15 protein-coding genes are annotated in these 12,952 nt (G+C 58.2%); 12 read left to right on the top strand and 3 right to left on the bottom strand.

Translation table 11 applies throughout. From position 1 onward, the window contains the following. The first annotated feature begins 2 nt into the window (after positions 1 to 2). A complete protein-coding gene (locus tag M989_RS13030) occupies positions 3 to 1,394 on the top strand; it encodes an MFS transporter (protein ID WP_064545953.1) in 1,392 nt (463 codons plus the stop codon). 80 nt (positions 1,395 to 1,474) lie between these two features. On the opposite strand, the gene M989_RS25880 is transcribed toward M989_RS13030, so the two are convergent. The 3 genes from M989_RS25880 to pspF all read right to left on the bottom strand — a co-directional run bounded on the left by M989_RS25880 (position 1,475) and on the right by pspF (position 3,429). Further along, complete coding sequence (locus M989_RS25880; protein WP_164092385.1) at positions 1,475 to 1,648, bottom strand: hypothetical protein; 174 nt, start codon at positions 1,646 to 1,648, stop codon at positions 1,475 to 1,477. Positions 1,649 to 1,731: 83 nt separating this feature from the next. Further along, positions 1,732 to 2,307, bottom strand: coding sequence for a hypothetical protein (locus M989_RS13025; RefSeq protein WP_064545950.1), 576 nt, complete (start codon positions 2,305 to 2,307; stop codon positions 1,732 to 1,734). Between the two features lie 147 nt (positions 2,308 to 2,454). Beyond that, positions 2,455 to 3,429 (bottom strand): phage shock protein operon transcriptional activator, encoded by a 975-nt coding sequence (gene pspF / locus M989_RS13020; protein WP_064545949.1) that lies wholly within the window; start codon positions 3,427 to 3,429, stop codon positions 2,455 to 2,457. Between the two features lie 167 nt (positions 3,430 to 3,596). On the opposite strand from pspF, the gene pspA reads away from it, so the two are divergent. From pspA to M989_RS12965, 11 genes are all read left to right on the top strand, one after another. Beyond that, positions 3,597 to 4,265 carry a phage shock protein PspA gene (gene pspA, locus M989_RS13015; RefSeq protein WP_064545946.1) on the top strand — a complete coding sequence of 223 codons (669 nt, stop codon included), beginning with the start codon at positions 3,597 to 3,599 and terminating at the stop codon, positions 4,263 to 4,265. A 52-nt stretch (positions 4,266 to 4,317) separates the two neighbouring features. Continuing rightward, positions 4,318 to 4,542, top strand: a complete 225-nt coding sequence (pspB, locus tag M989_RS13010; RefSeq protein ID WP_035894063.1) for an envelope stress response membrane protein PspB — start codon at positions 4,318 to 4,320, stop codon at positions 4,540 to 4,542. Beyond that, positions 4,539 to 4,898 (top strand): envelope stress response membrane protein PspC, encoded by a 360-nt coding sequence (gene pspC, locus M989_RS13005; RefSeq protein WP_157093552.1) that lies wholly within the window; start codon positions 4,539 to 4,541, stop codon positions 4,896 to 4,898. Before pspB ends, pspC begins: the two co-directional genes overlap by 4 nt. 14 nt (positions 4,899 to 4,912) lie before the next feature. Further along, positions 4,913 to 5,131, top strand: a complete 219-nt coding sequence (gene pspD / locus M989_RS13000; RefSeq protein WP_064545936.1) for a phage shock protein PspD — start codon at positions 4,913 to 4,915, stop codon at positions 5,129 to 5,131. 34 nt (positions 5,132 to 5,165) lie between these two features. After that, a complete protein-coding gene (locus M989_RS12995) occupies positions 5,166 to 6,563 on the top strand; it encodes a YcjX family GTP-binding protein (protein WP_064545935.1) in 1,398 nt (465 codons plus the stop codon). Then, on the top strand, positions 6,560 to 7,627 hold the full coding sequence (locus M989_RS12990) for a YcjF family protein (protein WP_064545931.1): 1,068 nt from the start codon (positions 6,560 to 6,562) through the stop codon (positions 7,625 to 7,627). The genes M989_RS12995 and M989_RS12990 overlap by 4 nt, the downstream gene beginning before the upstream one ends. 124 nt (positions 7,628 to 7,751) lie before the next feature. After that, on the top strand, positions 7,752 to 9,320 hold the full coding sequence (locus tag M989_RS12985) for an ABC transporter substrate-binding protein (RefSeq protein ID WP_064545930.1): 1,569 nt from the start codon (positions 7,752 to 7,754) through the stop codon (positions 9,318 to 9,320). 78 nt (positions 9,321 to 9,398) lie between these two features. Continuing rightward, the gene (locus M989_RS12980; protein ID WP_064545929.1) at positions 9,399 to 10,448 is read left to right on the top strand and encodes an ABC transporter permease; all 1,050 of its coding nucleotides are present in this window, start codon (positions 9,399 to 9,401) and stop codon (positions 10,446 to 10,448) included. Further along, positions 10,448 to 11,281, top strand: coding sequence for an ABC transporter permease (locus M989_RS12975; RefSeq protein WP_064545928.1), 834 nt, complete (start codon positions 10,448 to 10,450; stop codon positions 11,279 to 11,281). Before M989_RS12980 ends, M989_RS12975 begins: the two co-directional genes overlap by 1 nt. Next, a complete protein-coding gene (locus M989_RS12970; RefSeq protein ID WP_064545926.1) occupies positions 11,274 to 12,110 on the top strand; it encodes an ABC transporter ATP-binding protein in 837 nt (278 codons plus the stop codon). Before M989_RS12975 ends, M989_RS12970 begins: the two co-directional genes overlap by 8 nt. Next, on the top strand, positions 12,097 to 12,801 hold the full coding sequence (locus M989_RS12965) for an ABC transporter ATP-binding protein (RefSeq protein WP_064545925.1): 705 nt from the start codon (positions 12,097 to 12,099) through the stop codon (positions 12,799 to 12,801). The genes M989_RS12970 and M989_RS12965 overlap by 14 nt, the downstream gene beginning before the upstream one ends. Positions 12,802 to 12,952 lie beyond the last annotated feature (151 nt).

Here is a 12,952-nt window from a genome sequence, read left to right as displayed (position 1 = left end):
CCATGAGTACCGTGACGTTGAGTGAAACGCAGTATGTCGGCACCGACCGGCTGCTGACGGGGATTGTGTTAAGCGTGTTGACCTTCTGGCTGTTTGCCCAGTCGGTGATTAACGTGGTCCCGGTAGTGAAAAACAGTATCGATATTTCGCTGGAGACGCTCACCCTCGCGGTGAGCCTCAGCGCACTCTTCAGCGGCTGCTTTGTGGTTGCCAGCGGAGGGCTGGCCGACAAATTTGGCCGGGTACGTTTAACGCTGATTGGCCTGGCGTTAAGCATGGTCGGTAGCGCGCTGCTGGTGGTGTCTCAGGGGCCGCTGTTGTTCCTGACCGGGCGGATAATTCAGGGATTGTCTGCCGCCTGCATCATGCCGGCGACGCTGGCGCTGATTAAAACGTGGTACGAGGGGCGCGCGCGGCAGCGGGCGATCAGTTTCTGGGTGATCGGTTCGTGGGGCGGCAGCGGTCTGTGCTCGTTCGTTGGCGGCGCGATCGCCACTGGCCTGGGCTGGCGCTGGATCTTCGTCTTTTCCATCGCGGCGGCGTTGGCGGCATTTTTGCTGATTCGCGGCACGCCGGAGAGCCGCAGCGCCACCGCCGTGCAGCATAAAATGGATCTCAGCGGGCTGTTGAGCCTCGTGGCGGCGCTGGTACTGTTCAATCTGTTTATCTCCAAAGGTCACCACTGGGGATGGACCAGCGGCCTGTCGCTGACGATGCTGACAGGCGCCATTGTGGCGATGATCTTTTTTGTGCGCAGCGGAATGCGTAAAAAAGAGGCGGCGCTGATTGATTTCGCGCTGTTTAAAAATCGCGCTTATAGTGCGGCGGTGCTGTCGAACCTGATGTTGAACGGCGCGATTGGCACGATGATGATCACCAGCATCTGGCTCCAGCAGGGGCGGCACCTGAGTCCGCTCCAGACGGGCATGATGACGCTCGGCTATCTGGTGACCGTGCTGCTGATGATTCGGGTGGGGGAAAAACTGCTGCAGCGCTACGGGGCAAGGTTGCCAATGATGGGCGGCCCGGCGATCGCGATGGTGGGGATTTTCCTGATCTCCTGTACCTTCCTCGACACCTGGACCTATATCGTGACCGTCTTTTTCAGCAACGTCCTGTTTGGCCTGGGGCTGGGGTGCTACGCCACACCCTCCACCGACACCGCCGTCACCAGCGCGCCGGAAAATAAGGTGGGCGTCGCCTCCGGGATTTACAAAATGGGCAGCTCGCTGGGCGGCGCGTTTGGCCTGGCGATGACGGCGTCACTCTACGCGCTGTTTTTACCCTACGGCATGGCAAAAGCGGCACAATACGCGCTGTGGTTTAACTGCATGTTGTGTCTGGGGGCCATTGCGGTTAGCGCGCTGATGCTGCCGCGTCGCCTTAAAAACTGATGCTTCGACTTTCTGTCACTGATTTTAAAAACAATTAAGGCTCCAGATGGAGCCTTAATTGTTTTTAAAAAACGAGCGCGTTATCCGTAATTTACGAATTTAACTTTCTTTGTCGGCCCGATAATATCCATCTCTTTTTCGCGATGGCCGAGCGTAGCAAGTTTGCTACCATCAATTGCCGTCCAGAAATCCAGCGATTTTTTGGCGGCGGTCATCGCTTTGTTTTTATCGATTTTCTTATGTTGTTTGGTCATATCGCCTCCTCGCTGGCACGTGGCCGCTGCCTATAATTTTACACCAATGCTGATTACATAACAAACAGTGCCGGGAGTCAGGATTATTCATCAAAGGTGTTCTCCATCGCCTGAATCTTACTTTTTATTCGCTGTTTGACGTCCACTACCGTGGAGGACATTCGATTTAACCGGGTGAAGTCTTCGGCAAAGCCATATGAGCGGTAGCGCGGTTTTGCTTCATCTGATGGGTCTTGAATCCCGACATCTTCTATCTCTCTCATGTCACAAAAGGTTGTTGCGTACACGAGAGCAATAGTTAATACGTTGCCCGTCAATACTGTCGTCTGGTCGTTGATGAGGTTTTCTAACATGCAGATAGCAAACTCGTCGCGGCGCGGGTCAAATCTACAAATGATTACAGCATGCAAACCGTCGGGTTCGGCGTGGTCAGAGACTTTTAACGTGATATCTAAAATCCCCTCATCGGCACTTCCGGCATATTGCGCCATTGCCCAGGGCCAGTTCAGTACGCTCGTTTCAATCCCATTTTGCAGCGTTCTTTTTTCCGCATCACTTAGCACGCCAACAGAAATCCCGAACCATCCAAAAGACTGTAGAACTTGCCGTGTAACCTCAAGGCTCTGTTCATGTGTTTCCTGAATTGATAATTCGCTCACTCCATTTGCCTTTCTTTGCGATTTACGGGGATAAAATGGTAAGGCAGTTATCGCGAAAGGTTAATGAATACCGTGTGTCTGAAATCAGACAATGGATTAGCCAGGAGTGGTGCTTTCAGGACGAAAGCACCAGACGGTCGTGCAAGTTTACAGCGTGTGCTTTTTCAACAATGCCCGTAGTTGGTGATAGGTTAACCCCAGCAGTTCGGCGGCGTTTTTCTGGTTAAACCGGGCCTGTTGCAGACTCTGCTGCAACAGGTCTTTTTCTTGTTCAAGCTGGAACTGACGCAGGTTCAACGGTAACGCCGGGCCCGTGATTTCCGTTGCGGGTTCGTCGGCGATGGTCGGCTGGCGGCGGAACGGATCGATAATAATGTCATCCAGCGGTTCGTCGATGGAACCGTGGCGATAAACCGAACGCTCAACCACGTTTTTCAGCTCGCGAATATTACCCGGCCAGCGGTAGTGCAGCAGCGTGTCGCGGGCGCGGTCGGTAAAACCAGGGAACAGCGGTAGCTTCAGCTCGCGACACATCTGGATAGCGAAATGTTCGGCCATCAACATGATGTCGCTCTGGCGTTCGCGCAGCGGCGGTAGTAGCACCACATCAAAGGCCAGACGGTCGAGCAGGTCGGCGCGGAAAGCGCCTTCTTCCACTAACTGAGGCAGATCGGCATTGGTGGCGCACACCAGGCGGACGTTAACCTGCAGCGGCTGACTGCCGCCGACGCGCTCCAGCTCGCCGTATTCAATCACCCGAAGCAGCTTTTCCTGCACCAGCATCGGCGCGGTGGCCAGCTCATCAAGAAACAGCGTGCCGCCATCGGCGCGTTCAAAACGGCCGGGGTGGCGCTTTTGCGCGCCGGTAAAGGCGCCCGCTTCATGACCGAACAGCTCGGAATCGAGCAGGTTTTCGTTCAACGCCGCGCAGTTCAGCGAGATAAACGGCCCTTGCCAGCAGGAGGAGAGGTAGTGCAGACGGTTGGCGATAAGCTCCTTACCCGTGCCGCGCTCGCCGATAATCAACACCGGCTTGTTGAGCGGTGCCAGCCGGGAAACCTGCTCCAGTACCTCGATAAAGCGGTTGGCCTCGCCGAGAAGGGTATCTTTGTAATCTGCCATGATGAAATTCGCCACTTGTTGGTGTAATTCGCCATTTCACTGTAGGCGTTTGCGGCGCAAAATTCAATCACATCGTTTATAATCAATAAGATAAAAAGTTGGCACGGAAGTTGTAATAGTCATTGCGCAGGGCTAAGCCCGAAACACAGAACTATGAGGATTGAACAATGGGTATTTTTTCTCGTTTTGCCGACATCGTGAACGCCAACATCAACTCGCTGCTGGAAAAAGCGGAAGATCCGCAGAAGCTGGTCCGTTTGATGATCCAGGAAATGGAAGACACGCTGGTGGAAGTGCGCTCCACTTCCGCCCGTGCGCTGGCGGAAAAGAAAGATCTGACTCGCCGCGTCGAACGCGCGCTGGCGCAGCAGGAAGAGTGGCAGGAGAAAGCCGAGCTGGCGCTGCGTAAAGATAAAGACGATCTGGCACGCGCAGCGCTGATTGAAAAACAGAAGCTGACCGACGTGATCGCCACCCTGGAACATGAAGTGACGCTGGTGGATGAAACCCTGGCGCGGATGAAAAAAGAGATTGGCGAGCTGGAGAATAAGCTCAGCGAAACTCGCGCCCGTCAGCAGTCTCTGGCACTGCGTCATCAGGCGGCGAATTCGTCCCGCGATGTGCGCCGTCAACTGGACAGCGGTAAACTGGATGAAGCGATGGCTCGCTTTGAATCCTTTGAACGCCGTATCGACCATATGGAAGCCGAAGCGGAAAGCCACCGTTTTGGCAAACAACCGTCGCTGGATCAGCAGTTCGCTGAACTGAAGGCCGATGACGAAATCAGCGAGCAGCTGGCCGCGCTGAAAGCCAAAATGAAGCAGGACACCCAATAATGATCCCGGCGGCACTGACCGTGCCGCTGCTCATACTATATAAGGAGTTTCTATGAGCGCGCTTTTCCTCGGCATTCCCCTGACGCTATTTGTCCTGTTTGTATTGCCGATTTGGCTGTGGCTGCACTACAGCAATCGCTCCCGCTCTGGCGAGTTGTCCCAGGGCGAGCAGCAGCGGCTGATGCAGTTAACCGATGACGCAAAGCGGATGCGCGAGCGTATTCAGGCGCTGGAAGCCATTCTGGATGCTGAACATCCGAACTGGAGGGACAAATAATGGCGCTGGATTTTAACAAAAAGCTGTGGCGAATCCCGCAGCGGGGCATGGTGAAAGGGGTCTGCGCCGGTATTGCCGAGTACCTCGATGTGCCGGTGAAGCTGATTCGTATTATTACCGTGCTGGCGATGCTATTTGGACTCTTTTTCTTTGTCGTTGTCGCCTATGTCATTTTAACCTTCGCCCTCGATCCGATGCCGGAAGGGATGATGAACAACCCGCATCAGCCCTCCAGCCGCGATTTGCTGGATGCGGTGGATGCTGAATTAGCCGCCGGTGAACAGCGGTTACGCGAGATGGAACGCTATGTGACGTCCGATACCTTTACGTTGCGCAGCCGTTTCCGTCAGCTCTGATACAGAGGTGAATAATGAGCAATAAATGGCAGCGGGCAGGCCAGAAGGTGAAGCCCGGTTTGAAAATCGTCGGCAAGCTTGCCCTGCTGACCGCACTGCGCTATGGCCCGGCAGGCGTTGCCGGGTGGGCGGTGAAGTCCGTTGCCCGCCGTCCGCTGAAGATGTTTCTGGCGGTGGCGCTGGAACCGCTGCTGTCGCGCCTCGCCAAACGCTATTTCCCCATGGCAAAATAGCGCTATCGGCGTTGACAGGAGTGTCTGATAAGCAATGAAGCGACTCAAAAATGAATTCAATGCGCTGGTCAACCGTGGCGTTGACCGGCATCTTCGTCTTGCCGTTACCGGCCTGAGCCGTAGCGGCAAGACCGCTTTTATCACCGGCCTGGTGAATCAACTGCTGAACGTACATACCGGCGCGCGGCTGCCGTTGTTGAGCGCGGTGCGCGAAGAACGCCTGCTGGGGGTGAAACGTATTCCTCAGCGCGACCTCGGCATTCCCCGTTTTACCTACGATGAAGGGCTGGCTCAGCTATACGGACAGCCGCCGTCGTGGCCAACGCCGACGCGTGGCGTGAGCGAAATTCGCCTGGCGCTGCGCTACAAATCGCATGACTCACTGCTGCGCCACTTTAAAGAGACTTCCACGCTGTACCTGGAGATTGTCGATTATCCCGGCGAGTGGCTGCTTGACCTGCCAATGCTCAATCAGGACTACCTGACCTGGTCGCGGCAGATGACCGGTCTGCTGAATGGTCAGCGCGGCGAGTGGTCGGCTAAATGGCGTCAGCTGTGCGCCGGGCTGGATCCGCTGGCTCCGGCCGATGAAAACCGGCTGGCGGAAATCGCACAGGCCTGGACCGATTATCTGCATCAATGTAAGCAGCAAGGTCTGCACTTCATCCAGCCTGGACGGTTCGTGCTGCCCGGCGATATGGCCGGCGCGCCCGCGCTGCAATTTTTCCCGTGGCCGGACGTTGACGGCGTGGGAGAGGCAAAACTGGCGCAAGCCGATAAACACAGCAACGCCGGGATGCTGCGCGAACGCTTTAACTACTATTGCGAAAAGGTCGTAAAAGGCTTCTATAAAGATCATTTCCTGCGCTTTGACCGCCAGATTGTGCTGGTGGACTGCCTGCAGCCGCTGAACAGCGGGCCGCAGGCGTTTAACGATATGCGCCTGGCGCTAACGCAGCTGATGCACAGTTTCCACTACGGTCAGCGCACGCTGTTCCGCCGCCTGTTTTCGCCGGTCATTGATAAGCTGCTGTTTGCCGCCACCAAGGCGGATCACGTCACCGTGGACCAGCACGGCAATATGGTGTCGCTGCTGCAACAGCTGATTCAGGACGCCTGGCAGAACGCAGCCTTTGAAGGCATCACCATGGACTGTCTGGGGCTGGCGTCGGTACAGGCAACGCAAAGCGGGCTGATTGAGGTGAACGGCGAGAAGATCCCCGCGCTGCGTGGGCACCGGCTGAGCGACGGACAGCCGCTGACCGTTTACCCCGGCGAGGTGCCAGCGCGTCTGCCGGGGCAGGCGTTCTGGGATAAACAGGGCTTCCAGTTTGAGGCTTTCCGCCCGCAGACGATGGACGTTGACCAGCCGCTGCCGCATATCCGCCTGGATGCCGCGCTGGAGTTTTTAATTGGAGATAAGCTGCGATGACCGACTCATTTAAACCGCGAATCGATTTTGACGGGCCGCTCGACGAAGTGAAGCCGGAACAGTTTAAAACCGCGCAGGCGTTTGAGGGGGATGCGGCGGATAAATTTGCTCCCGTCGCGCTCGATGCCGACGGCGAGCAGGAAGGGCAGGCCGAAGCCACCGTGGAAGCGGCGCTGCGGCCAAAACGTAGCCTGTGGCGTAAAATGGTCACCGCCGGGTTGACGCTGTTTGGCGCCAGCGTCGTGGCGCAGGGCGTGCAGTGGACGGTCAACGCCTGGCAAACTCAGGACTGGGCCGCGCTGGGCGGCTGCGTCGCCGGTGCGCTGATTGTCGGCGCAGGCGTGGGTTCGGTCGCGACAGAATGGCGCAGGCTGTGGCGGTTACGCCAGCGCGCACAGGAGCGCGATGAAGCGCGGACCTTGATGCACAGCCACGGCGTGGGGAAGGCGCGCGCGTTCTGCGAAGGGCTGGCGCGTCAGGCCGGGCTGGATCAGTCGCATCCGGCGCTTCAACGCTGGTACGCGGCGATCCACGAAACCCAGAGCGATCGCGAGGTGGTGAGCCTCTATGCGCATCTGGTGCAGCCGGTGCTGGATGCTCAGGCGCGTCGTGAAATCAGCCGCTCGGCGGCGGAATCGACGCTGATGATCGCCGTCAGCCCGCTGGCGCTGGTGGATATGGGCTTTATCGCCTGGCGCAACCTGCGCCTGATCAACCGCATCGCCAACCTGTACGGCATTGAGCTGGGCTACTACAGCCGCCTGCGCCTGTTCCGCCTGGTGCTGATTAACATCGCCTTTGCTGGCGCCACCGAACTGGTGCGTGAGATTGGTATGGACTGGATGTCGCAGGATCTGGCGGCGCGGCTGTCCACCCGAGCGGCGCAGGGCATCGGCGCCGGGCTGTTGACCGCACGCTTAGGTATCAAGGCGATGGAACTTTGCCGTCCGCTGCCGTGGATCGATAACGACAAACCGCGTCTTGGCGATTTCCGCCGCGAGCTGGTGGGGCAGTTGAAGACCACGCTGCAGAAGGGAAAAAACGCGGCGACGCCCGAGCAATAAGCGAAGATAAATAACCTTATAACAAAATGGCATAGAGTATATTTATACTTAACTTTACTGAAAGTGACATGCGGGGCTAACTTAGCGGATACCGTCAACTGCATGATCACTCTCAGGAAGTCCGATGACCAGAAAACTGCTGCCGTTATTTGTGCTGACCGCGCTGTCAGCCTCCGCTTATGCCGCCACGCCGCCGAATACGCTGGTGGTGGCTCAGGGGCTGGATGATATTGTCAGTCTCGACCCGGCGGAAGCCAACGAGCTTTCCAGTATCCAGACGGTGCCGAGCCTGTACCAGCGGCTGGTGCAGCCAGACCGCAACGATCCGGCAAAAATCACGCCGATTCTGGCGGAAAGCTGGCAGGCCGATGCGGCGGCGAAAACGCTGACTATCAAGCTGAAAAACGACGCGAAATTTGCCTCCGGCAACCCGCTACGTCCCGAAGATGTGATTTTCTCTTACATCCGTGCCGTGACGCTGAACAAATCACCGGCATTTATTCTCAACGTCCTCGGCTGGCAGCCGGACAACATCGCCAGCCATCTGAAAAAAGTGGATGACCATACCCTGCAGCTCAGCTGGACCGCCGACGTCAGCCCGGCGGTGGCGCTGAATATTCTGTCCACGCCCATTGCCTCGATTGTGGATGAGAAGCTGGTAGCCGCCAACGTGAAAGGCGGCGACTTCGGCAACGAGTGGCTGAAAATGCACTCGGCGGGCAGCGGCGCGTTCAAAATGCGCGTCTATCAACCGCATCAGGCGATCGTCCTTGAAGCGAACGCAACGTCGCCAACCGGCGCGCCGAAGCTGAAAAGCGTGATCATCAAAAACGTGCCTGACCCGGCTTCCCGTCGTCTGCTGATCCAGCAGGGCGACGCCGACGTGGCGCGCGATCTGGGCGCTGACCAGATTGACGCTCTGCAGGGCAAGCCGGGCCTGCAGGTGCTGAGTATTCCTTCCGCTGAACAAAATTACCTGGTGTTCAACACCGGCAACAGCGCTAACCCGCTGCTGGCCAACCCGGCTTTCTGGGAAGCGTCCCGCTGGCTGGTGGACTATAACGGCATCACTAAAGATTTGCTGAAAGGCCAGTACTTCGTGCATCAGAGCTTCCTGCCGGTCGGTTTCCCGGGCGCGCTGGATAACACGCCGTTCAAATTTGACCCGGCGAAAGCGAAAGAGATTCTGGCTAAAGCGGGCATTAAAGATGCGCACTTTACCCTTGATGTGGAAAATAAACCGCCGTTTATCACCATCGCGCAGTCCATGCAGGCGAGCTTTGCGCAGGGTGGGGTGAAGGTCGATCTGCTGCCTGCCGCCGGCAGCCAGGTTTACGCTCGGGTGCGGGCGAAACAGCATCAGGCGGCGATTCGCCTGTGGATCCCGGATTACTTCGATGCCCACTCTAACGCCAGCGCCTTCGCCTATAACGACGGTAAGTCCAGCACCGTAGCCGGACTGAACGGCTGGAAAATCCCTGAGCTGAATAAAGCGACGCTGGCGGCGGTGGCCGAGCCGGATGCGGCAAAGCGCCTCGACCTGTACAAAAAAATGCAGGAAGAACTGCAACGTAACTCGCCGTACGTGTTTATCGACCAGGGCAAAACCCAGATTGTGGTTCGCGATAACGTGAAAGGCTATCAGCAGGGGCTTAACGCCGATATGGTTTGGTACGACCGCGTCACTAAGTAATGCCATCGCTTCAGCGGCCCGACGGTCTGAATCGTCGGGCCGCTGCCGTTCGTTTTATCGTTGATATACGGAATTCACATGCCCGCCGCTTTACCGAATCCCACCGCGCAACGCACCCGGCGTTTTCTGTCGGCGCTATTGCAAGGTCTGCTCACGCTGGCGCTTACCCTGCTGGGGCTACTGCTGGTCACTTTCGCGCTCTCTGCGCTCTCTCCCGTTGACCGGGTGCTGCAAATTGTTGGCGATCACGCCAGCCAATCGACTTACGATCAGGTGCGTCACCAGCTTGGCCTTGACCGCTCACTGCCCGTACAGTTCTGGCACTATCTTGTTAATCTGGCCCACGGCGATCTCGGTACCGCCAGCGCCACCGGTCAGCCGGTACTGCACGATCTGCTGGCGGCGTTTCCGGCAACGCTGGAACTGGCGACGCTGGCGCTGATTATCGGCGCGTTCTTTGGCGTAATTGCCGGCGTGCTCTGCGCCCGCTATGCCGGTTCTCCGTGGGATTTAGCCGTGCGTACGCTGACGCTGCTGGGCAACTCGGTGCCGATTTTCTGGCTCGGGCTGCTGATGCTGGCGCTGTTCTACGCGAAGCTGCAGTGGAGCCCCGGCCCCGGTCGGCTGGACGATATTTATCAGTTCACCATTGAGCCAAAAACCGGCTTCGCGCTGATTGATACCTGGCTTTCCGGCGACAAAGACGCGTTTCGCAATGCCTTCAGCCACCTGGTGCTGCCCGTTTTGCTGCTGGCCTACTATTCGCTCGCGAGCATCACGCGCCTCACGCGTTCCGCCTGCCTGAGCGAGATGAACAAAGAGTACATTCTGCTGGCGCGCGCAAAAGGTGCGGGCGAGATGAGCATTCTGCTTCGCCACGTGCTGCCGAACATTCGCGGTACGCTGCTGACGGTGATTGCGCTGGCCTATACCTCGATGCTGGAAGGCGCCGCGCTGACCGAAACGGTGTTCTCCTGGCCGGGCATTGGCCGCTATCTGACGACGGCGCTGTTTGCGGGCGATACGGCGGCGATTATGGGAGGAACGCTGCTGATCGGCGTTTGTTTTGTGTTGATTAATAACCTCACCGATGCTCTGGTGCGGCTAACCGACCCGAGGGTTCGCTGATGCCAGCTTCGCTATTTTTACGCCGTCTGTTGCGTTCACCTGCGGCATTCTGTGGGCTGATCGTTATCGCGTTACTGCTGCTGGTCGCGCTGTTCGCGCCGTGGCTCGCGCCCATGGATCCGAACTGGCAGGATGCCGCGATGCGCCTGCAAATGCCTTCATCCCAGCATTGGCTGGGCACCGACAGCTACGGACGCGACCTGCTCTCAAGGCTGATTTACGGTACCCGCCCGGCGCTGGGGCTGGTGGCGCTGGTCACGGTGATTACGCTGCCGGTGGGGCTACTGATGGGGATTCTCTCTGGCTATTACGGCGGCTGGCTGGAGCGCATTCTGATGCGCTTTACCGACGTGGTGATGTCGATGCCGCGATTGATTCTGGCCTTTGCCTTCGTGGCAATGCTTGGGCCAGGGCTCGTCAACGGCGCGCTGGCGCTGGCGCTCACCACCTGGCCCGCCTACGCGCGTCAGGCGCGCAGTGAGATTCAGCGTCTGCGGCACAGCGATTATCTGGCCGCCGCTGAGATGATGGGGATTCGAGGTCTGCGGTTGCTGGTGGGCCATATTCTGCCGCTGTGTCTGCCGTCGGCGATCGTGCGGCTGGCGCTGGATCTGGCGGGGATCATTCTGGCCGCCGCTGGGTTAGGTTTCCTCGGTCTGGGCGCGCGTCCGCCGATGGCGGAGTGGGGCGCGATGATTGCCGATGGCATGCAGGTGATATTTGACCAGTGGTGGATAGCCGCCGCGCCGGGGGCCGCGATTCTGATCGCCAGCCTGGCGTTTAATCTGCTGGGTGATGGTTTACGAGACGTACTGGAGCCGCAACATGACTGAGCCACGACTCTCCGTAGAAGGGCTGAATATTGATTATCCCGGCGCACGCGTCGTCAACCAGATGCGCTTCACCCTCGGCATCGAGCGGCTGGCGCTGGTGGGGGAATCCGGCTCCGGTAAATCGATGACCGCACGTGCGCTGATGGGGCTGGTGCGCAAACCCGGCATCGTAAGCGCTAAGCGCCTCAACGTACTTGGGCGCGATGTGCTGTCACTGAATGCTAAAGGCTGGCGAGCGCTGCGCGGTAACGATATCGCGATGGTGTTGCAAGACCCTCGCTATGCGCTGAATCCGGTGAAAACGGTTTATGCGCAGTTGGAAGAAGCGTTAACGCTGCATCAGAGACTGAGCCGCCGTGAACGACAGGAGAAAATTGAAGCCGCGGTGCTGGCGATGGGGCTGGACGTACGGGTACTGAGCCGCTATCCGGGCGAGCTGTCCGGCGGTATGGGGCAGCGGGTGATGATCGCGATTGCGCTGATCAACGACCCGCAGGTCCTGATTGCCGATGAGCCGACCTCGGCGCTGGACGCGCGGCTGCGTAACCAGATCCTGGAGCTGCTGGTGACCCAGTGCGAGCAGCGGCATATGGCGATGCTGCTGATTAGCCACGATCTGCCGCTGGTGGCCCAGCACTGTCATCGCGTGCTGGTGATGTATCAGGGCAACGGTGTTGATGAGATGGCGGCCCGTGAGCTGCCACAGGCGACGCATCCTTATACTCGCACGCTGTGGACCTGCCGCCCGAATGCGCAAACTTACGGGCAGATGCTGCCGACGCTGGACCGCACGCAGAATTTTGAGGAGGCGGCGCATGACGATCGTTAATCTTGAGGCGCTGCAGGTGACCTTCGGTGACAAAACCGCGGTATCTGCCGCCAGTTTTCACGTCGATGCGGGAGAGACCTTTAGCCTGATTGGTGAGTCGGGCTGCGGTAAATCGACGATTTTGCGCGTCATTGCCGGACTACAGCGCGAGTGGCGCGGCAACGTCGCGCTGTTTGGTCAGCGCATTGTGCCGGGAGCACCTTTCCAGGGTGAACGACGCCGCAACGTGCAGATGGTTTTCCAGGATCCGTACGCGTCGTTGCACCCGAACCATACGCTGTGGCGCACGCTGGCCGAACCGCTGAAAATTCACGGCGAAACGGATATTGCAGCGCGGGTGCAGACGGCGCTGGAGCAGGTGGGTTTGCCCGCAGATGCCGCCAGCCGCTATCCTCATCAGCTTTCCGGCGGCCAGCGCCAGCGCGTGGCGATTGCCCGAGCGCTGCTGCTGCGGCCCAAAATTCTGCTGCTCGATGAACCTACGTCGGCGCTGGATATGTCGGTGCAGGCCGAGATCCTCAATTTACTCAATCGCCTGAAGCTGGAGCACAGCATGACCTATCTGCTGGTGAGCCACGATGCGGATGTGATTGCACACATGTCCGACCGTGCGGCGTTTATGGCCAGCGGGGTGATTCAGCGCTTCTTTGATCGTACGGCGCTGGAGCTCGGTGAACACCGGATGGGGTAACTCTTTCCCCCTGGCGCAATTGGCCCCTTCTACCCGAAGGGGCGCTGTCTCTCATACACAAATCCCCTATGATAGTGAGCAGCCAGAGGGATATGTTTTGGGATTTATCACTCCGTTGCGCTCCTTATTCTGCTCTCGCCATATAAATTGC

Origin of the sequence: Kluyvera georgiana ATCC 51603 (genome assembly GCF_001654985.1) — a bacterium.
Classification (GTDB): Bacteria; Pseudomonadota; Gammaproteobacteria; order Enterobacterales; family Enterobacteriaceae; genus Kluyvera; species Kluyvera georgiana.
The sequence above is the reverse complement of the archived record's forward strand: the minus strand, read 5'-3'. Positions and strand labels throughout refer to the sequence as shown.